The sequence below is a fragment of the Streptomyces sp. NPDC012769 genome, assembly GCF_042901205.1.
Classification (GTDB): Bacteria; Actinomycetota; Actinomycetes; order Streptomycetales; family Streptomycetaceae; genus Streptomyces.
In genome coordinates this window covers 569,288-589,792 of sequence record NZ_JBIBCP010000002.1, presented here as the reverse complement: position 1 = coordinate 589,792, position 20,505 = coordinate 569,288, and the positions used below count along the sequence as shown (strand labels likewise).

The 20,505-nt window shown below is 74.8% G+C and carries 13 protein-coding genes; 3 read left to right on the top strand and 10 right to left on the bottom strand.

The features are described from left to right. Positions 1-22: 22 nt before the first annotated feature. The 7 genes from ACFY7C_RS11460 to ACFY7C_RS11430 all read right to left on the bottom strand — a co-directional run bounded on the left by ACFY7C_RS11460 (position 23) and on the right by ACFY7C_RS11430 (position 11,695). Positions 23-1,171 (bottom strand): RNA polymerase sigma factor, encoded by a 1,149-nt coding sequence (locus ACFY7C_RS11460; RefSeq protein WP_389647400.1) that lies wholly within the window; start codon positions 1,169-1,171, stop codon positions 23-25. Positions 1,172-1,259: 88 nt separating this feature from the next. Then, positions 1,260-3,152 (bottom strand): DNA primase, encoded by a 1,893-nt coding sequence (dnaG, locus tag ACFY7C_RS11455; protein ID WP_389647398.1) that lies wholly within the window; start codon positions 3,150-3,152, stop codon positions 1,260-1,262. Positions 3,153-3,254: 102 nt separating this feature from the next. Beyond that, positions 3,255-4,517, bottom strand: a complete 1,263-nt coding sequence (locus ACFY7C_RS11450; protein WP_389647395.1) for an NAD(P)/FAD-dependent oxidoreductase — start codon at positions 4,515-4,517, stop codon at positions 3,255-3,257. A gap of 139 nt (positions 4,518-4,656) precedes the next feature. Next, complete coding sequence (locus ACFY7C_RS11445) at positions 4,657-6,012, bottom strand: deoxyguanosinetriphosphate triphosphohydrolase (protein ID WP_389647392.1); 1,356 nt, start codon at positions 6,010-6,012, stop codon at positions 4,657-4,659. Between the two features lie 59 nt (positions 6,013-6,071). Then, complete coding sequence (locus ACFY7C_RS11440) at positions 6,072-9,803, bottom strand: NB-ARC domain-containing protein (RefSeq protein WP_389647389.1); 3,732 nt, start codon at positions 9,801-9,803, stop codon at positions 6,072-6,074. Between the two features lie 101 nt (positions 9,804-9,904). Then, positions 9,905-10,855: a sirohydrochlorin chelatase gene (locus tag ACFY7C_RS11435; RefSeq protein WP_389647386.1), complete on the bottom strand. Its 951-nt coding sequence runs from the start codon at positions 10,853-10,855 to the stop codon at positions 9,905-9,907. Positions 10,856-10,987: 132 nt separating this feature from the next. Next, complete coding sequence (locus ACFY7C_RS11430) at positions 10,988-11,695, bottom strand: hypothetical protein (protein WP_389647383.1); 708 nt, start codon at positions 11,693-11,695, stop codon at positions 10,988-10,990. A gap of 75 nt (positions 11,696-11,770) precedes the next feature. Between ACFY7C_RS11430 and ACFY7C_RS11425 the strand changes: the two genes are divergently transcribed. The 3 genes from ACFY7C_RS11425 to ACFY7C_RS11415 all read left to right on the top strand — a co-directional run bounded on the left by ACFY7C_RS11425 (position 11,771) and on the right by ACFY7C_RS11415 (position 15,527). After that, positions 11,771-12,496, top strand: coding sequence for an aquaporin (locus ACFY7C_RS11425; RefSeq protein ID WP_389647380.1), 726 nt, complete (start codon positions 11,771-11,773; stop codon positions 12,494-12,496). A gap of 31 nt (positions 12,497-12,527) precedes the next feature. After that, complete coding sequence (locus tag ACFY7C_RS11420) at positions 12,528-13,226, top strand: vancomycin high temperature exclusion protein (RefSeq protein WP_389647377.1); 699 nt, start codon at positions 12,528-12,530, stop codon at positions 13,224-13,226. A 198-nt stretch (positions 13,227-13,424) separates the two neighbouring features. Further along, positions 13,425-15,527: a molybdopterin oxidoreductase family protein gene (locus ACFY7C_RS11415; protein WP_389647373.1), complete on the top strand. Its 2,103-nt coding sequence runs from the start codon at positions 13,425-13,427 to the stop codon at positions 15,525-15,527. Here the strand turns inward: ACFY7C_RS11415 and ACFY7C_RS11410 are convergent. From ACFY7C_RS11410 to ACFY7C_RS11400, 3 genes are read right to left on the bottom strand one after another with little or no spacing between them, the layout of a single operon-like run. Beyond that, entirely contained in the window at positions 15,493-15,909 is a 417-nt protein-coding gene (locus tag ACFY7C_RS11410; RefSeq protein ID WP_389647370.1) for a gamma-glutamylcyclotransferase family protein, read from the bottom strand. The two genes, ACFY7C_RS11415 and ACFY7C_RS11410, sit on opposite strands and share 35 nt — an antisense overlap. Beyond that, positions 15,906-16,226, bottom strand: coding sequence for a divalent-cation tolerance protein CutA (cutA, locus tag ACFY7C_RS11405; RefSeq protein ID WP_389647367.1), 321 nt, complete (start codon positions 16,224-16,226; stop codon positions 15,906-15,908). Before cutA ends, ACFY7C_RS11410 begins: the two co-directional genes overlap by 4 nt. Then, complete coding sequence (locus tag ACFY7C_RS11400) at positions 16,223-20,497, bottom strand: trypsin-like peptidase domain-containing protein (protein WP_389647364.1); 4,275 nt, start codon at positions 20,495-20,497, stop codon at positions 16,223-16,225. The genes cutA and ACFY7C_RS11400 overlap by 4 nt, the downstream gene beginning before the upstream one ends. Positions 20,498-20,505: the final 8 nt, after the last annotated feature.

The window sequence follows — 20,505 nt, the reverse complement described above, 5'->3', positions numbered from 1 at the left end:
GCCCCGAGGCCGAGCCGGACCTCTAGTCCAGATAGCCGCGCAGCTGGTCCGCGTAGGCGTGGTCCCGCAGTTTGCCGAGGGTCTTGGACTCGATCTGGCGGATGCGTTCGCGGGTCACGCCGAAGAGCTGTCCGATCTCCTCCAGGGTGCGGGGTCTGCCGTCGTCGAGGCCGTAGCGCAGCTGGACGACCTTGCGTTCGCGTTCGCCGAGGGTGGAGAGCACGGCCTCCAGGTGTTCGCGCAGCAGGAGGAAGGCGGCGGACTCGACGGGGGACGCGGCGTCGCCGTCCTCGATGAGGTCGCCGAGGGCGACGTCCTCCTCCTCGCCGACGGGGGCGTGCAGGGAGACGGGTTCCTGGGCGAGCCGCAGCACCTCGCCGACCCGTTCGGGGGCGAGGTCGAGGTGGGCGGCGACCTCTTCGGCGGTGGGTTCGTAGCCGCGTTCCTGGAGCATCCGGCGCTGGACGCGGACGACCCGGTTGATGAGCTCGACGACGTGCACGGGGACGCGGATGGTCCGGGCCTGGTCGGCGAGGGCCCGGGACATGGCCTGGCGGATCCACCAGGTCGCGTACGTCGAGAACTTGTAGCCGCGCGCGTAGTCGAACTTCTCCACGGCCCTGATGAGGCCGAGGTTGCCCTCCTGGACCAGGTCGAGCATGGTGAGGCCGCGGCCCACGTACCGTTTGGCGACGGAGACGACGAGCCTCAGGTTCGCCTCGATGAGCCTGCGTTTGGCGATCCGGCCGAGGACCACGAGCCGGTCGAGGTCGTGGGCGAGGCGGGAGTCCAGGTCGGGGGTGTTGGCGAGTTTCTCCTCGGCGAAGAGTCCGGCCTCGACGCGCCGCGCGAGCTCGACCTCCTCCTCGGCGGTGAGCAGCGGGACGCGGCCTATCTCGCGCAGGTACTGGCGGAACAGGTCGGAGGAGGGCCCGTTGCCGCCGAGATCGGCGGCCGCGCGGCGGCGCTGGGGCGGGATCTCGGGCACTTCGGGTTCTTCCTCGGCGGCCACAAGCTCGGCCGGGGAGGCTTCCGCGTCGGACGGTTCCTGGGACACGGTGACGGTCTGGGTCTGCACGGGGGGCGACCTCCAGGGTGGGTGATCGCTGCCGGTTCGGGGGGACGGCGGGCAGCGGGACGGCACCGTGACCCAGTGTGGGGTACGACACATCGCCGCCACGAGGGGCGTGCGGTGACTTTTTGAGTCCGCTACGTGACCGAGCGTGGCTCGGGCGGGGCGGCCTCGGCCCGCAGCCGGATCAGAGCGCCGCGGCGCCGTGGTTGCGCAGCGACTGGCCGTACTGGGTGAGGACCCACAGCTCGTTCTGCACGGCGGCGAGCCGCTCGGGGTCGCCGTGGGCGCCGAGCCGGGCCAGGGTGCCCTGGACGTCGCGGATGCGGCGGTCGACGGCGCGCAGCCGCACGGTGACGAGCTGGTCGCCCGCATAGGCCTCGTCGACGGTCTTGGCGAAGATCGCCTCGACGGCGAGTTCGGTGACGAGGGCGCGGACGGTGTCGTCGGGCGCGGCCTCGCGGACCGCGTCCAGGTAGTCGGAGGGGGCGCCGGTGGCGCCGCCCGCGTCCTGGATGCACTGGCGGACGGCCGCGTAGGGCGGGGCGGTGAACTCGTCCACGCCGTACGCGTCGAAGGCCGGGGAGACCAGTTCGGGGCGCTGGAGGGCGAGCTTGAGGAGCTCGCGTTCGGTGCGGTGGGCGGGGCTGCGCAGGTTGAGCGCGGGCCCGGCGGGCGCGGTGGGCGCCTGGATCTCGTAACCGCGCCGGCGCGGGGCGGCGGCGCGGTCCGGGCCGTTGGTGCCGCCCTGCCGCTGCCAGCGGGCGATCTGGGCGACCCGGCGGACCACGAACTGGGTGTCGAGGATGCCGAGCATGCCGGCGAGCTGGACGGCGACCTCGTGCTGCGAGGCGACGTTCTTGATGCGGGCGACGATCGGGGCGGCCTCGTCGAGGGCGGCGGCCCGGCCGGAGGGGATCTCCAGGTCGTAGCGGCTGACGATCTGGCGCAGGGCGAACTCGAAGAGCGGGGTGCGCGGCTGGACGAGGTCGGCGACGGCCTCGTCGCCCTTGGCGAGGCGGAGCTCGCAGGGGTCCATGCCGTCGGGGGCGATGGCGATGTAGGTCTCGGCGGCGAACTTCTGGTCGTCCTCGAAGGCGCGCAGGGCGGCCTTCTGGCCGGCGGCGTCGCCGTCGAAGGTGAAGATCACCCGGGCCGAGCCGTTGTCCATGAGGAGGCGGCGCAGGATCTTGATGTGCTCGCCGCCGAAGGCGGTGCCGCAGGTGGCGATGGCGGTGGTGACGCCGGCCAGGTGGCAGGCCATGACGTCGGTGTAGCCCTCGACGACGACGGCCCGGCTGACCTTGGCGATGTCCTTCTTGGCCAGGTCGATGCCGTACAGCACCTGGGACTTCTTGTAGATCGGCGTCTCGGGCGTGTTGAGGTACTTGGGCCCGTTGTCGTCGTCGCGGAGCTTGCGGGCGCCGAAGCCGACGACATCGCCGCCGACGTCCTTGATCGGCCACATGAGCCGGCCGCGGAAGCGGTCGATGGGGCCGCGGCGGCCGTCCTGGGAGAGGCCGGAGAGGATCAGCTCGCGGTCGGAGAAGCCCTTGCCGCGCAGGAAGCGGGTGAGGTGGTCCCAGCCGGCCGGGGAGTAGCCGACGCCGAAGTGCTCGGCGGCGGCCTGGTCGAAGCCGCGCTCGGCGAGGAACTTCCGGCCGATCTCGGCCTCGGCGGAGCCGAGTTGCTCGGCGTAGTACTGGGCGGCGACCTGGTGGGCCTCGACCAGGCGGGTGCGCTCGCCGCGCTGGTGGCCGGGGTTGTAGCCGCCCTCCTCGTAGCGCAGGGTGATGCCCGCCTTGGCGGCGAGGCGCTCGACCGTCTCCGAGAAGGAGAGGTGGTCGATCTTCATCACGAAGGCGATGGTGTCGCCGCCCTCCTGGCAGCCGAAGCAGTGGAACAGGCCCTTGCTGGGGCTGACCTGGAAGGAGGGCGACTTCTCGTCGTGGAAGGGGCAGAGGCCCTTGAGGTTGCCGCCGCCCGCGTTGCGCAGCTGGAGGTACTCGGACACGACGGCGTCGATCGGGACCGCGTCCCGTACCGCCTTCACGTCGTCATCGTTGATCCTGCCTGCCACGCATGAAGTGTACGGGGGTCCGGGGGTCGCCCCCCGGGGAGACGCAGCCGGGGGCGGGGGTCGCTTCCCGGTGCCGCGCGGGGGCGGAAGGCGCCGCCCCGGCTACCCGACGAGGCTTTCCAGCGGCACCGACGGGTCCGCCAGGGCGTCCGGGTCCACGGACCGGCGGGAGCGGATGAGCCGCTGGACGGCCTCTGTGACGTCCCACACATTCACGTTCATGCCGGCGAGGACCCGGCCCTCCTTCAGCCAGAAGGCGATGAACTCGCGCTTTCCGGCGTCCCCGCGCAGCACGACCTGGTCGTACGAGCCGGGCGGCGCCCAGCCGGAGTACTCCATGCCGAGGTCGTACTGGTCGGAGAAGAAGTACGGGATCCGGTCGTACGAGACGTCCTGCCCCAGCATGGCGCGGGCGGCGGCGGGCCCGCCGTTGAGTGCGTTGGCCCAGTGCTCGACCCGGATGCGCTGGTGCAGGAAGGGGTGGTGGGCGGCGGCGACGTCGCCCGCGGCGAAGACGTCGGGGTCGGAGGTGCGCAGCGACTCGTCGACGGCGATGCCGCCGCCGTCGGCACGGTCGACGAGGGCGAGGCCCGCGTTCTCGGCGAGGGCGGTGCGCGGGGCGGCGCCGATGGCGACCAGGACGGCGTGGGCCGGGTGCTCCTCGCCGTCGTCGGTGCGGGCGGCGAGGACGATGCCGTCCTGGCCGGTGATCTCGGTGAGCCGGACGCCGAAGTGGAAGCGGACGCCGTGCTCGGTGTGCAGGTCCGCGAAGAGCTGGCCGAGTTCGGGGCCGAGCACCTGGTGGAGCGGGGTGGGGGCGTACTCGACGACGGTGACCTCGGCGCCGTACGTACGGGCCGCGGCGGCGACCTCCAGGCCGATCCAGCCGGCGCCGGCGATCACCAGGTGACCGTTGTCGCGGCCGAGGGCCTTGAGCTCGTCGCGCAGCCGCTCGGAGTGGGCGAGCCGGCGCAGGTGGTGGACGCCGGCGAGTCCGGTGCCGGGGATGTCGAGGCGGCGCGGCTCGGCGCCGGTGGCGAGGAGCAGCTTGTCGTAGCGGATGACGGTGCCGTCGCCGAGGCGCACGGTGCGGGCCTCGCGGTCGACGGCGGTGACGGGCTGGCCGAGGTGGAGCTCGACGTCGTGCTGCGCGTACCAGGCGGCGTCGTGGACGAAGGCGGATTCCCGCCCGTCCTTGCCGAGGAGGTAGCCCTTGGAGAGGGGTGGGCGCTCGTAGGGGTGGTCGCGTTCGTCGCCGATGAGGATCACCCGGCCGTTGAACCCCTCGGCACGCAGCGTCTCCGCCGCCTTGGCCCCGGCCAGGCCACCGCCGACGATGACAAAGGTCTGATCTGCGTCGACCACGTTGATTCCTCCTCGTTGCGACCGGTTCTCTACGCTACGCCCCCGGGCCGGGCCCGGGCCGCACCGCCTCGGGACGTGCATGCGAGGGTCCCGCACCGGCCGCGATCACGAAAGGGGGCGAACGGGCCGGGGGCGCCCGCTACCCCCGCGGGCTGCGCAGGCGGGCGTGGAGGGTGCGGGCGGAGGCGTCGGTGAGGGAGGCGATCTGGTCGACGATCACCCGCTTGCGGGAACGGTCGTCGGGGGCGCTGTCGAACAGGGCGCGGAACTGGGGTTCGAGGCTGTCGGGGGCGCGGGCGGTCAGCGCCTCGGCGAGCTCGGCGAGGACGATGCGCTGGTCGGCGCGGAGCGCCTCCTGCTCGGCCCGCTGCATCACGTACCGATCGGCGACGGCCTTGAGGACCGCGCACTCGTTGCGGGTCTCGCGGGGGACGACGAGCTCTGCCCCGTAGCGCGTGAGGCGGCCCGATCCGTACGCCTGGCGGGTGGCGCCCTCGGCGGCGAGGCAGAAGCGGCCGATGAGCTGGCTGGTGGCGTCCTTGAGCCGGGCCTGGGCGACGGCCGAGCCGTCGTAGCCGTGCGGCCACCACTCCTGGTCGAGGAGCCGGTCGAGGGCCTCGGCGAGCTCCTGCGGGTCGGTGTCCTCCGGTACGTAGCGGCCGAGGGCGACCGTCCAGATGTCGGCGCGCTCGGGCTCGGCGAGCAGCATGTTGGGGTCGATGTGCCCGGCGTGCAGGCCGTCCTCGAAGTCGTGCACCGAGTAGGCCACGTCGTCGGACCAGTCCATGACCTGGGCCTCGAAGCACTTGCGGTGCGCGGGAGCGCCCTCGCGGATCCAGGCGAAGACGGGCAGGTCGTCCTCGTAGACGCCGAATTTGTTCGAGCCGGGGTCGGTGGGGTGGGCGCCGCGGGGCCAGGGGTATTTGGTGGCGGCGTCGAGGGCGGCGCGGGTGAGGTTGAGGCCGACGCTCAGCGGGTCGCCGGTGGCCGGGTCGGCGATGAACCGCTTGGGTTCGATACGGGTCAGCAGGCGCAGCGACTGGGCGTTGCCCTCGAAGCCGCCGCAGTCCTTGGCGACGTCGTTGAGGGCCTGCTCGCCGTTGTGCCCGAACGGCGGGTGGCCCATGTCGTGGGCGAGGCAGGCCGCTTCGACGAGGTCGGGGTCGCAGCCGAGGGCCGCGCCGAGCTCGCGGCCGACCTGGGCGCATTCGAGGGAGTGGGTGAGCCGGGTGCGGGGGCTGGCGTCCCAGGCGTGGCTGCGGGTGCCGGGGGTGACGACCTGGGTCTTGCCGGCGAGCCTGCGCAGCGCGGCGGAGTGCAGGACGCGCGCCCGGTCGCGCTGGAAGGCGGTGCGGCCGGGCCGTTTGTCGGGCTCGGCGGCCCAGCGTTCGGTGGCGGCGGCGTCGTAGCCGGGGGTGTTGAAGCTGGTGGTGGCGTTGTCTGAGCCGTTGTTCGTGCCGTTGCCTGTGCTGGTGGGTTCCGTGATGCCTTCCATGCACCGAAGGTAACGGGCGGGACGGACAAACGGGACCGGGACGCGTGGGGGATCCGGGATCAGGGCCGGAACTCGTAGGAGTACAGGCCCCGTTCACCGACGGCGACGAGTTCGCCGCCGTCGGGCAGCCAGGCGCAGGAGCTCAGCGGCGTCTCGGCGCGGACGCCGGCGACGGTACGGCCGGTGGCGGCGTCCCAGACGCGGAGCATGGCGCCGGCGGTGGCGATCCACTTCCCGTCGGGGGAGACGGAGAGGCCGTTCACGGGGCCGTCGGGGTCGGTGAAGGAGGAGCGCGGGGTGCCGGTGCGGGGGTCCCAGAGGGTCACGGTGCCGGTGGAGGAGGCGGTGAGGAGGCGGGTGCCGTCGGGGGTGGCGGCGAGGGCGGTGAGCTTCTCGCTCCGGTGGACGTCGAGGTGGACGGGGCCGTGAGGGTCCGCGGCGCCTCGCCCGGGCGCGAGCGGGAACACCTGCACCCGGGAGTCCTCCTCGCGGGCCGGCCACTCCTCCCGCCGCAGCGCGTCGAGCCAGACCCGTATCAGGGAGCGCGCCTCGCGGGTGGGCAGCCGCCCGTGCCGCAGCACGGCGAGCCAGCTCCGCAGCACGCGCCGCGCCTCCTCGCGCCGGGGCAGGGGGCGCTGTCGCAGCACGGCGACCCAGGACCCGTCGGGTGCGATCGCCACGGTGTCCGCGCGGCCTTCGCCGCCCGGCAGGGAGGCGGTCCGCGTGCTCGTGGCACGGTCCCACAGCTGCACCGCGCCCGTGGAGTCGGCGACGGCGAGCCAGTCGGCGGCGGGCGCGACCGCCATGGCCTCGACCTTGGCGGTGCCGCCGAGCTCGAGCGTGGCCGAAATCGCCCCCGATCCCAGGTCGCGGAGCTCGACCGAAAAGGCCGGGGCGCCGGCGGCGGCGTACCAGTCGGCGTCCGGGGCGAAGGCCGGCGGAACTCCCTGCCGCTCGAAATCCGCGCGCAGCGGCGTCCCCTCCTCGTCGGCCGTCCGGAGGTCGCGCAGGCGCGTTCTGCCGTCGGCGTGCCCGACGGCCAGCCGCGTCCCGCCGTCCACGACCGTGACCGTGCGCATCCCCTCGCCGGCGTCCGGGCGCCGCGAACGTGAGGCTCCGGTCGCGTCCCAGACCCGTATGGTTCCGTCCGCCCCCGTGCTGATCAGCCGATCGCCGTCCGGGGTGAACGCGACGGCGTGGACCGGCCCTCGGTGGCCGGCACAGTGGATGCGGCATTCTCCGGTCCGCCCGTCCCAGACCGCGACGGTCCCCTTCCGGCCACCGCTGGCCGCCCAGCGTCCGTCCGCGGAGACCGCCACCGCGGTGACGCCGCCGTCGTGCGCCCTGGCCGACCAGACGCTCTTGAGCGTCGCCTCGTCCCACACCCGCACGTCACCGCCCCGCTCGCCGGAGACCAGCCAGCTGCCGTCCGGGGCGACGGCCAGCGCGTCGACGGCATCGTGGGCCCCGTCCCCGCGCGTCTCCAGCCGAGTGGCCAGGTCGGGGGACATCAGCTCGATTCCTCGGTTGCCGCCGACTGCCAGCCATGAGCCGCCGGGCGAGAACGCCACACAGGTGAACCTGTCGGCCCTCAGCGGACGGGGGCCGATCCGTTCGGCCCCGCGCGGGAGGGCTCCGAACAGGCACGCCCCGGTCCTGACGTCCCAGACCTCGAGTGTGCTGTCCGTGGCGAGCGTGGCCATCCGAGCCCCCGAGGGGGAGATCGACAGGTCGCGCAGTGACGCGCCGCGCTCCCCGACCGGGCCGAGGATCCGCGTCGAGGGGGTGGCCCGGTCGGGGGTCCACAGGTGGACGTTGCGGCCGGACCCGCCGGTCGCGAGCCAGGTGCCGTCCGGAGCGACGGCGAGGGCCTGGAAGCGTCCGGGGCCCCGGACGTCCACGGCGAACTCGCCGCCGCTGTCCGGATCGAGCCCGCGGGCCATGCCGTCGGCGCCGATGATCACGAGGAACGGGCGGCCCGTCTCCGCGTCGGGCACCACGGCCACGGACCGGACCGGGCCGGTGTGGCCGAGGAAGGTGCGCAGCAGGGCCGGTTCGGGGAGGTCCGGTGGGGTGCGTCGGTTGCGCAGCAGGGGGCGGGACGCGATCTCGGGCGCGACCAGCCGGTGGAGGACCCGGTCGCGCCAGAGCGGCAGCGACTCCAGGCGGCTGTGCAGGACGTTCGTCAGGAGTTCCGGCGGGTCGGTGGGGGTGAGGAGGTGGGCGGTGCGGGTGAGGTCGTCGGCGAGCCGGGCCGCCATGGGGGTGGGGACCTCGGACAGATCCGCCCAGGCCGCCATGGGGCCGCGCTGGTGCAGCCGGGTCTCGATCCAGCGCAGGTCGCTCGCGACGTGCTCGGGCTCGACGGTCCGCCCGGCGGCGAGCAGGTGCTCGATCGCGTGATCGAGGAGGTAGCCGCGCGAGTCCTCCGGCGGCTCCCAGGGAGTGGCGCCCGCCGCGTCGGCGACGGTGCCGTGCAGCGCCCTCACGTCCGCCTCGCCCAACTCCTTGAGCAGATAGTCGCGGAGCACGTCGTGCATCGTGATCCGGCCGCCGTTGTCGGGCGTGAGCGACACCAGGGACAGCCGGTCGAGCTCGCCGCACAGGGAGCGCGTCGCTTGCTCGGTCAGGCCGCCGGTGGCCTCCCACAGGCGGGCGATCAGGGGTACGGGAATCGACTCGTCCTCGGCGAAGACGGCGAGCTCCGCGAGGCGCCGGTCGCCGCCGGGCGGGAGCAGGGTGCGGGCGGCCTCGACCGTGGCGCGTACGGCCTGGGCGCGGCGGACCGGGTCGTCCAGGTCGAGCGTGGCCGGGTCGGAGTCGACCGCGGCGGGGCCGTTCGCGACGAGACCGCGCAGGGCCTCGGCCGCCGCGTCGGCCGGGGCGGTGCCGGTGGCGATCCGGCGGGTGATCAGCCGGTTGGTGAGGCGGAGCAGGAGGGCCCAGCGTCCGGTGGCCTCCAGGAGGTCCCGGACGAGGGTCTCGGGGAGCCTGGGCAGTTCCCAGGCGAGGACGGCGCGGGCCTGGTCGGGTGACATCTCGTCGACGCGGACGCGTTCGGTGCCACGCGGCAGGGCGCCGGGAACGCGGGTGGTGACGAGCCGTACGCACCGGTCGCCGCCGCGCAGGAACGGTTCGAGCTGCTCGGCGTCCCAGACGTCGTCGAGCAGGAGCAGGCTGCGGGGGCGGCGGTCGAGGAGCCGGCCGAGGTGGTCGCCGGCGAGGGCGGGGTCGTCGAAGGCGGTGGTGTCGTTGGTGATGAAGCGGGTGGCCTCGGCGACCTTCGCGGCGACGGCGGCGCGGCCGCGGACGTCCCGGCCGATGGTGACGGTGTAGATCCGGCCGCGGAAGTGCCTGCGGACGCGGGGACTCGCCGCGACGGCGCGGGCGAGGACGGTCTTGCCGAAGCCGCCGGCTCCCTCCAGAGACGTGGTGATGGCCACCGTACGGCCGTCGCGGCCGCGGCCCCGGCGCCCGGTGCGGCACACCGCCTTGACCGTACGGGCCCGTTCGCCGCGGTCGACCACCCAGTCCGGGACGGCGTGGGGGGCGGGCGGGGGCGGGTCGCCGGCCACGGCGGCGCCGCGTTCCTGGCGCCAGGCGAGGACGACGGCGACGAGGATGCCGACGGCGGCGAGTCCGGCGACCCACCACCACGGCTGCTGGCGGATCCGGTCGAGCGCGCCGGGCCAGCGGTCGTCGGAGGTGGCGGCGTTGGCCGCGAGCGAGGCCAGTACGGCCACGGCGGCCGCGGTTCCGGCGAGCGACGCGCCGCGGACGGCACCGCGCATGACCACCACCTCCTGTCCCGACTGCCCCATGGGGCCCAACGGGCCGACGATAGTCAGGCGTTGGCGGCCGGGCGGGGGGTTTCGGACAGACGTGGCGGGGCTCACCGGCTGGTGGCGAGCTCCCTGGCCGGGGCGGCGGTGCGGGTCAGGGCCTGGTCGTAGCGGTGGAGGATCAGCCGGGCGAGGGCCGGGTGGGCACCGAGGGGGTCGGAGGCGATCCAGGGCGCGTGGGCGGCGGCGCGGGTGGCGAAGAGGCCGGGGGCGGTGAAGCAGGAGGCCACGGCGACGCGGTGGCGGCCGCGGGCCGCGAGGGCGCGGACGGCCTCGGGAACGGTGGGGGCGGCGGCGGAGGCGTAGGCGGGGACGACGGGCACGCCGCCGAGCCGTTCTCGGAGCCCTGCCGCGATCCGGCGGATGTCCGCGCCGGACTCGGGGTCGCGGGATCCGGCGGCGGCGAGGACGACGCCGGTGGCGGCCGAGGTGCCGTCCTCGGGGGCCCAGCCGGCTTCGGCGAGCCGGTCGGCGAGGGCCTCGACGAGCAGCGGGTGCGGGCCGAGGGGTTCGGCGATCCGAGCCCGTACGGCGGGGGCGGCGGCGGTCGCGGCGGGCAGGTCGTGCTTGACGTGATAGCCGCGGGCGAACAGCAGCGGTACGAGGACGGCGCTGCCGGCGTCCCGGGCGGCGAGGTCGGCGATCTCCGCGAGGGTGTCGGTGAGCAGCGGCGCGTTCAACTCGATGTGCGCGAGCCGTACGTCGAGCCCGGGCCGAAGCTCCCGCACCCGGTCGAGGAGGCCGAGCAGGGTGGCGGCGGCCCGGGGGTCGCGGCTGCCGTGACCGACGGCTATGAGGGTGGGGGCGGGGGCTCCGTGGGGGACCAGGTGGTTCATCGGTGTGTTCTTCCCGGCCGGCGTGAGGGTGCTGTCGTCCTTCTTCGCGCCGGCCACGGCCGGCGGATGCAGCACGCGCAGCCGTTCACCGGCGCGGATCCCGATCCTGCCGAGCAGGTCGGCGGCGCTGCTGTCGCACATGGGGTCCGGCTCCTGCGTCGTCATGCGCCGATCCTGCCGGGGGCACGTTGCCTGGCCGTTTCGCGCGGGTCACGGGCGTTTGCCGCCGGCCTCACCGTCCGCCCGGAGCCGGGGCCGCGCCCCGGCTCCGGGCTCACGGCCCCGGCGCCCTGCCCCCTACGCGTCCAGCCACACCCGCAGTGGACCCACCGTCTCGAAGCCCTCCGCCAGGGCCGCGTCGAGTTCGTCGCCCGACTCGTAGCCGACGACCGGACGGTCGGGGGCGGCGGTGGTGAGGGCGCCGGCCCAGGCGTGGGAGAGGGGGATGCCGGGGGTGGTGAAGAGGTTGGAAACGCCGGTGACACCGGCGCTGTCGGTGAGGACGGCGCCGGCGAGGATCCGGCCGTCGGGGGCGTGGCCCGCGACGATCGTGGTGGCGGGGTCGTCGAGGAGCTCGGGGCGGAAGAGGGCCGCCTCGTCGGCGTCGCCGCCGCTCCAGGCGAGGGCCCAGGCGGCGAGGGCCTCCGGGGTGCGCACGGGGCGCCAGCCGGCGGTGATCGGCGGGGTCGGCAGGCCGGCGGGGCGGGCGATCCACCGGGCCTCGAAGAGCAGCCGGAAGCCCTCGGCGGCGAGGTCGAGGCGGGCGTGGCTGTCCTTGACGGAGGCGCCGGGGGCGGCGCGGTCGATGCCGGCCAGGACGTCCGCCGCCCCGGCGTCCTCGGACAGGGTCACGGCGTCCGGGTAGTAGAGCGGGGTGCGGCGCGGATTGGTCCAGGCCCGGGGTCCGAAGGCGCCGGGCAGGCCGTGGGCGCGGCACATGGTCTCGCACCAGTCGGCGTTGTTGCGGACGGCGGCGTCCCGGAGCAGGGCGGCATCAGTGATCACCAGCGGATCGTACGGATGTCCCACCCCTTCCCTCCCCTCTTTTTTCGTTCCGAATCACGGAATATCTTTTCCATTATGAGAATGTCCCCCGCGTCGCTCCCCCGACGTGCCCTCGCCGAGTTCACCGGCACCGCCGCCCTCGTCGCCGTCATCGTCGGATCCGGCATCCGCGCCGACGCCCTCAGCCAGGACATCGGCGTCCGGCTGCTCGCCAACGCCCTCGCCTCCGCGATCGGCCTCGGCCTGCTCATCGCCCTGATCGGCCCGCTCTCCGGCGCCCACTTCAACCCCGTCGTCACCCTCTCCGAGTGGTGGTCGAGGCGGCCCGAGGGCGGCGGCCGCGACGCCCTCGCCTACATCGGCGCCCAGCTCGCCGGCGCCGTCGCGGGCGCCCTGCTCGCCGAGGCGATGTTCGGCCGCGCCCCCGGCGCCGCGCTCGCCACCGAACAGCGCGCGGATCCCCACCTCCTGCTCGGCGAGGCCGTCGCCACCGCCGGGCTCGTCCTCGTCGTCCAGGGCCTGCGCCGGATCGGGCGCCTCTCGCTCGCCCCGGTCGCCGTCGCCGGCTACATCGGCGCGGCGATCTGGTTCACCTCCTCCGGCTCCTTCGCCAACCCGGCCGCCACCGTCGGACGCGCCTTCACCGACTCCTTCACCGGCATCGCCCCCGGCTCCGTTCCCTCCTTCGCCGCCGCCCAACTGCTCGGCATGCTGCTCGGGATGGGTCTGGCCGGTGTGCTGTACGGAACAGAACGGGCGAGCGACGAACCGAACGCGTCCGACGCGCGTCGGACGGTGTGACACCGCTCCACCACCCCACGGAGGTTCCCGCATGACGGCACGGCTCACCCGGTGGCGTCCCCGGCTCCCCCGGACCGTCCGGGCCCGCCGCCGCGCCGTCCAGGCCCTCATGCTCGGCACCGTCCTCGCGCTCACGCCGGTCACCTGGATGCACGTCAGCGCCCAGGACCGGCTGCGCACCACCGCCGACGTGCCCGCCCAGGACGTCGCCGTCGTCTTCGGTGCCGGGCTGTGGAAGGGGCGCCCCACCCCCTACCTGGCGCACCGCCTCGACACCGCCGCCGAGCTCTACCGCACCGGCAAGGTGAAGGTCCTCCTCGTCACCGGCGACAACAGCCGCACCGCGTACGACGAGCCCAGTGCCATGCGCCGCTACCTCGCCGACCGCGGGGTGCCGGAAGACCGGGTCGTCAGCGACTACGCGGGCTTCGACACCTGGGACTCCTGCGTCCGCGCCAAGAAGATCTTCGGCGTGGACCGGGCCGTCCTGGTCACCCAGGACTTCCACATCGAGCGGGCCGTCACCCTCTGCGGGGCGGCCGGGGTGGAGTCGTACGGCGTCGGTGTCGGCGAACCGCACGACTCCACCTGGTACTACGGCACCACCCGTGAGATCGCCGCCGCCGGAAAGGCCGCCCTGGACTCGGCCCTGCGGCCCGACCCTCGGTTCCTCGGCGCGCGCGAGGACGGCGTGGCGAAGGCCCTCGCCGCGTCCGGCCCGGGCCGCTGAACCCGCCCGTACAGGCCGCCGAACCCCCCGTACAGGCCCCCGAACCCCCCGTACAGGCCCCCGAACCCGCCCGTACGGGCCGCTGCCCCCCAACCACCTGGCCCCTCACCCTCCGAAGCCCCCTGACCTGAGCTCATGGCACCCTGCCCGTAATGCGGCGCGACCCCGCCCGTAACACGGCCGTCGCATCCTCGGGTCATGTCAGAGGTCACCACCGTTCCCACGCACTGCCCCTACTGCGCCCTCCAGTGCGGGATGAACCTGCGTCCCGCCACCGGTCCCGCGCCGGAGCTGCCCGTCGAGGTGGTCGACCGTCCTGACTTCCCCGTCAACCGGGGCGCGCTGTGCGGCAAGGGCCGCACCGCCCCGGCCGTGCTCTCCTCCCGGGTCCGGCTCACCGAGCCCCTGGTCCGCTGCCCTGACACGGGGGCGCTGAAGCCCGCCACCTGGGAGGAGGCACTCGCCGCCGTCGCCGACGGGCTGCGCCGGACCCGCGCCGACCACGGAGCCGATGCCGTGGGGGTCTTCGGCGGCGGCGGCCTCACCAACGAGAAGGCGTACACGCTGGGCAAGTTCGCCCGGCTGGTCCTCGGCACCTCGCAGATCGACTACAACGGCCGCTTCTGCATGTCCTCGGCCGCGGCCGCCCACCAGCGCGCCTTCGGCCTCGACCGCGGTCTGCCCTTCCCGCTGGAGGACATCCCGAAGACCGGCTGCGTGATCCTCGTCGGCTCCAACCTCGCCGAGACCATGCCGCCCGCGCTGCGCTACCTCACCGAGCTGAAGGAGAACGGCGGCAAGCTGATCGTCGTCGACCCGCGGCGCACCCGCACCGCCGAGCAGGCCGATCTCCACCTCGCCCCCCGCCCCGGCACGGACCTGGCGCTCGCCCTCGGCATGCTGCACCTCGTGGTCGCCGAGGGCCGGGTCGACGAGGAGTTCGTCGCCGAGCGCACCGACGGCTGGGCGGCCGCCCGCGCCGGTGCGATGTCCCACTGGCCCGAGCACGTGGAGCGGATCACCGGGGTCGCCGTGCCGCTGCTGCGCGAGGCGGTACGGATGTTCTGCGAGGCCGACGGCGGCATGGTGCTCACCGCGCGCGGCCCCGAGCAGCAGTCCAAGGGCACCGACACCGTCGGCGCCTGGATCAACCTGTGCCTGGCCACCGGCCGGGCCGGCCGCCCCCACAGCGGCTACGGCTGCCTCACCGGCCAGGGCAACGGGCAGGGCGGCCGCGAGCACGGCCAGAAGGCCGACCAGCTGCCCGGCTACCGCAAGCTCGACGACCCGGCCGCCCGCGCGCACGTCGCCGGGGTGTGGGGCGTCGCCCCCGAGTCGCTGCCGGGGCCGGGGCGCAGCGCGTACGAACTCCTCGACGCCCTCGGCGGCGAGGTGAAGGCGCTGCTGCTCATGGGCTCCAACCCGGTCGTCTCCGCCCCCCGCGCGGCGCACATCGAGGAGCGGATCCGCTCCCTGGACTTCCTCGCCGTCGCCGACGTCGTGCTCTCCGAGACCGCCGAACTCGCCGACGTGGTGCTGCCGGTGACCCAGTGGGCGGAGGAGACCGGCACCACCACCAACCTGGAGGGCAGGGTGCTGCTGCGCCGCCGGGCGCTGACCCCGCCGCCGGGGGTCCGCAGCGACCTGGAGGTGCTGCACGGGCTCGCGGCGCTGCTCGACTGGGAGAAGGGCTTCCCGACCGACCCGGAGGAGGTCTTCGAGGAGCTGCGGCGCGCCTCGGCCGGCGGCCCCGCGGACTACGCGGGGATCAGCTACCGCCGGATCGAACAGGAGCAGGGCGTGTTCTGGCCCTGCCCCGAGACCGGGCCGGGCGAGCCGGAGCACACCGGCACCCCGCGCCTCTTCCTGGACCGCTTCGCGACCGCCGACGGGCGGGCCCGGTTCGTGCCCGTGGTGCACCGGGCGGCCGCGGAGGAGACGGACGCCGAGTATCCGGTGGTCCTCACGACGGGCCGCGTGGTCGCGCAGTACCAGTCGGGCGCCCAGACCCGGCGGGTCGACGAGCTGAACGCGGCCGCGCCCGGCCCGTTCGTGGAGCTCCACCCCCGTCTCGCCGAGCGGGTCGGGGTCGAGGAGGGTCAGCCGGTCGCCGTCGTCTCGCGGCGGGGCAAGGCGGTGGCGCCCGCCCGGATCACGGCCGCGATCCGCCCGGACACGGTCTTCATGCCCTTCCACTGGCCGGGCGAGGGCCGGGCCAACACGCTGACCAACCCGGCGCTGGACCCGGTCTCCCGGATGCCGGAGTTCAAGGTGTGCGCGGTGCGTCTGGAACGCGGCTGACGTCGAACCAGTCGCCGCTCGCGATGACCGGCCCGGGCCGCACGCCCGGCGCCGCCACGTACACCCAGGCGCGCACGGTCACCCCGTCCCGTACCCGCAGCACGTCCAGGCCGGTCCGCTCGTAGCCGGCGGGCAGCTCCATCCGGTCGAGTACGTCGAGGAGTCCGCCGTACGCGCAGGGGGCGGCCGTCAGCAGGGCGCCGGTGACGCGGCCCTCGCCGCGGACGACGTACGGATACCCGGGGCCCTCGTGGAGGACCGCCCCGGGCAGCACGGCGTCCTCCTCGGCGGCGGTGCGGCCCAGGAAATGACGGTCGTGGTTGTACGCGCCGGGGCGCAGCGTCCCGTACACGAAGAACGGCAGCTCGGGGGGCGTCGTCATGGGACCGGCGTGGTCTCCCGCTCGATCCAGGCCGCGTAGTCCGCGCTCACCCGCGCCGCCGGCGTCGCGACGATCTCCGGGGTGTCGTAGTCGTGGGCGGCGAGGAGATGGGCCTCCAATGCCGGGTGGCGGGCCTCGGTGGTCTTGAACACCACCTGCCACTCCTCGGCGGTCTCGATCGCCCCCTGCCAGCGGTAGACGGACGTGACCGGTCCGGAGATCTGCGCGCACGCGGCGACCCTGGCCTCGACGGCCCCGCGCGCCAGGGCCTCGGCCTTGGCGCGGGCGTCGGTGGTGGTGAGGACGGTGAGGATCATCTGCCCACGGTACGGCAGGGCGGGGTGCGCGGGGCTCCGGGTGGCAGGAGGTCACGCTCGGCCGCGGTGAAGTCCCGGGCGAGCGCGCCCGCGCAGAGGGCTTTGGTCATCTCCCCGGGGCGCAGGTCCAGGTCCACGAACCAGCCGTCACCGGCCGCGAGGAAACGGTGGCCCTGGACCGTGACGCCGAGGGGCGCCGCCAGCGGCAGGTCGGTCAGGAGGCGGCCGGTGCGCAGGTCCCAGAAGCGGGTGCCGCCCGGGATCACGGGGTCGTCGGTGACGAGCAGGTCGTCCGGTCCGAGGCCGACGAGCCGGATCTTTCCCTCTCCCAGGGCGAGGGGCGGGCGGGCCGGTGTGCCCGGGTCGACGTTCCAGCGGCGCAGGAAGCCGTCGTCGTGGGAGGTGTGGAGGGTGCGCCCGGTGGGGTCGAAGAGCAGGTAGGGGGAGGGGAGCAGGTCGAAGACGTAGGGCAGGGTGCCGGTGGTGAGGGTGCGCAGTCGGTTGCCCTTGCGTACGTTCCACAGCTCCACCGTGCCGGTCTCCCGCATCGTGGTGGTCACGACCGCGACCTCGTCGGGGTGGCCGGGGCGGGCGCGCAGCTGTCCCTTGTGCCTGGTCCATTCGGACAGCTGGGCCGGTGTCTTCCGCTCCACCTGGACGGTGAGGGCGATTCTGCGGCCCGTCGCCGCGTCGATGAGCATCAGCCTGCCGTCCGAAGTGAGGACGGCGAGCTCGCTGTCCCGGGTCGGCTCGATCGCCTCCACGCCCCGGTACCTCTTCTCCCGGCCCCAGACACCCATGTCGACGTCCACGCGGCGGCGGGGATCGTCGGCGGAGAAGGCCGCCAGGCCGCCGTCCGCCTGAGCGACGACGGCCCAGCGCGAGTCGGCGGTCCAGAACACGGGTCGGTCGTAGCCCTCGGGGCGCTGGGGGACCCGCTGAGCCCGGCCGGTGGTGGTGTGGACGATCTCCAGGAAGTCCTCCCCGGAGCGGGCGAGCCGGGTGCCGTCCGGGGACAGGCCCCCGTCGACGAGCTCGCGGTTCGTGCCGATGGGCGGGATGGACGCGATCGGGGCGGCACGGGCGGTCACCAGGGCGTCTCTGGTGGGAACGAGTACCTTCAGGTCACCTCCCGGGCCGGCCATGACGGTGATGACATCGGCCAGATCGCCGGCGGCGGAGACCGCCGGCAGCCCGGTGTCGGGGATGCGGGTGCGATGGACTCGGCCGGTACGCAGATGGACCAGATGCAGGTCGTACCAGTACGTCCGTGCCGTCTCCGCCGGGACGACGACGGCGAACTCACCGGTTCGGTCCGGGGCATGGAGGGACGAGACCGCACCCGGAAGGGACACCTCGCGGCCGGGCGCCCCGCTCGTCGGGAAGGCGTGGGCGGGAGAGGACCGTCCGACGGCGTCCCGGCTCTCGACGACGAGCAGTTCACCGCCCGCCGCCATGACCCCGCCGGCGCCGTGCGTGTCGAAGGAACGGACGTCGCGGCCGGTCCCGAGGTGGCGGACCACGGGCTCGCTGCCGGGGAAGAGGACGAGGTGGGGGTCTGCGGTGAAGGCGGCGCTCCCCGGGACGCCCCGCATCAGGGACGGCGCCGAAGGAAGCCTGCGCCCCGAGCCGACCTCCCAGACGGAGAGAACCGAGTGACGGTCCTGTGGGCCGGTGGACCCCGACCCGTCGTAAAAGTTGAGGATCCGCAGCAGTCTCCGGCCGTCCCCGCTGAAGTCCATGTCGACCCCGTTGACCTTCCGGCCCCGGGCGTCGGCGGACGGCAGCGTGCGCGGCCAGTCGTCCGGGCCCTTGCCCGTGAGGTCCCACAGCCATACGCGACCGTCCACCCCGGCGAGGGCGAAAAACCGCCCGTCCGGGGAGAGTTCACTCGCGCCGTCGCGCTCGACGCCCCTCAGTGACTCGGCCGGCACGCGCGTGAGCGGCCGGGAGCGCGGGGCGTCGTCGCCGAGTCCCGTGACGACGGAGAACCTCCGCCTGCCGGCCTCGTCGAGGGACAGCACCACCGCCGTCCGGCCGTCGGGCGTGACGTCCATGCCCTGGAAGGCGCCGGGCCACAGCCCTGGCCGGCTGCCGGTCAGCTGCCCGCCCCGCGCGTACTGCCGCAGCAGCGCCCCGTACGTCTCGGGCGCGGGGTCCGTCGCGCGGGCGGCCAGCGCCAGTTGGAGGGCGGTCGCGGGCTGGTTGGCCTCGTGGCGCCGGGAGGTCTCCGCGAGGACCTGGGCGGCCTGGCGGCGGAGCTGTTCCGTGACCCGGTCGTTGCTGCGCCAGGCGACGACCGACAGGGTCCCCGCGAGGAGGGCCAGGAGGGTCAGGACGGCGACCGTCATCCGCAGGCGGCGGGTGCCGCGGCGGGTCTGGCGGTCGCCGGCGCGGATGTAAGCGCGTTCCGCGTCGGTGAGGTCCTCGGGACGCCGGGCCAGCCAGTCGCAGGCCGTGGCGAGGACCGGGCCGCGCAGGAGGGTGTCCGGGTCGCGGTGCTGCTCCTCCCAGCGGGCCAGGTCCCGCCGCAGCTGCTCCTGCCAGACGCGGAAGTCGCGGGTCTCGGCGAGCCAGCGGCCGAGGCGGGGCCACAGCTCGGTCAGCGACTCGTGGGCGAGGTCGACGATCTCCTCGCCGTCCACACTCCCCAGCACCAGCAGCTTGGTCGGGGCGAGCCGGCGGGCGAGGTCGGCGAGGGCCGGGTCGAGGTCGGCGGTGCGGGCGGGGCGGCGGGTGAAGCGGCCGTCGTCGGCGGGGCGGGCGAGCTGGGCGAACAGGCGCTTGGCGAGGGGCTCCTCGCCGGGGCGGAGCCGGTCCTCGACACAGGTCTCGGCGTAGCCGACGAGGGCGCCGGCAACGCCGCCGAGGGCGTCGTAGGCGGCGTGGGTGAGGGTGCCGCGTTCGCGGTGCTCCCAGAGGCGGGTGAGGGCGAACTCGACGAGCGGCATGCGGCCGGGTTCGCCGGCGGCGTCGGCGACGATCCGCTCGGGCAGGCCGGGTTCGAACCACAGGCCGGGGAGGGCGGCGACCGGGCCGGTGACGGCCCGGAGCAGCCCTTCGGCGGAGAGCGGGGCGAGATAGCGGGTGGCGTCGCTGAGGACGTCGGCGGCCTCGGGGGTGACGAGGGCGTCCAGGGATTCGGGGCGGGCGGTGGCCACGACCCGTAACGCCCCGCCGCGAAGGGCGACCAGGAGGCCGGCCAGGGTGCGGGCCGCGGCCGGATCGGCTCCCGCGTACTCCTCCAGCTGGTCGACGAAGAGGACGTGTCCGCCGGGGCCGGAGCGGTCGAGGACCCGGTCGCGCAGCGCGGCGGGGGTGTGCGGGGACTCCAGGAGCCGGGCCAGTTCCTCGGCCGCGGCGAGACGCGCCACCTCCCCGGCCTCCGGTTCGAGTACGGGGACGAGGGCGCGGGCCAGGGCGAGGGCGGGGGGCGTGCCGGGGACGGCGCGCAGTTCGGAGACGCCGGCGCCTTCGGCGCGCAGGGCGGGCAGCAGGCCGGCGCGGACGAGGGAGGACTTGCCGCAGCCGGAGGGGCCGACGACCAGGGTGAGCGGGTGGCGCGCGACGGCGGCGAGCAGGCGGGCGGTCTCGTCCTCGCGGCCGTGGAAGCGGGCGGTGTCGGCCTCGGTGAACGGGGCCAGGCCCTGGAAGGGGCAGGGGGCGGGCAGGACGGTCTCGTCGGCGAGGGAGCCGGACGGGATCAGATAGGCGGTCGTGGAGTCGGTGGCGCCGTCGGCGGCGACGGTCATCCCGACGACGCCGCCCTGCCGTTCGTCCCAGACGGGGGATCCGCTGAAGCCGGGGACGATCCGCTGCCCGGGCACGTCGGTCTCCATCTGGACCCAGCCGTCGCCCTGCCCGCCGCGCAGGGTGCCGGTCGCCCACACGCCGCCGTCGGAGTGGGCGGGGAAGCCGATGACGCGGAAGCGGTGGTCCCAGACGTGGCCGCCGTCGCCGTCGGCCAGGGGCACGGGGCGGCTGCCGGGCGGCGGGCTTTCGAGCCGCAGCAGGGCGATGTCGTCCGCGCGCCAGGTGACGACGGTCGCGCGGGCCCGCGCGCCGCCGAGCAACGGCAGGTCCAGGTCGACCGGGCCGTCGGGCGGTTCGTCGGGGATGCCGTCCCGGCCGGCCGCGCGGGCGACGACATGGGCGCAGGTGGCCACGAGGTCGGTGTCGACGAGGAATCCCGCCCCGACGACCTGGCCGGAGCGGGAGCGTAGGCGGACGACGGATCGGGCGAGGATCTGTTCCTCGTGGACGGCGGCCACGGCGGTCC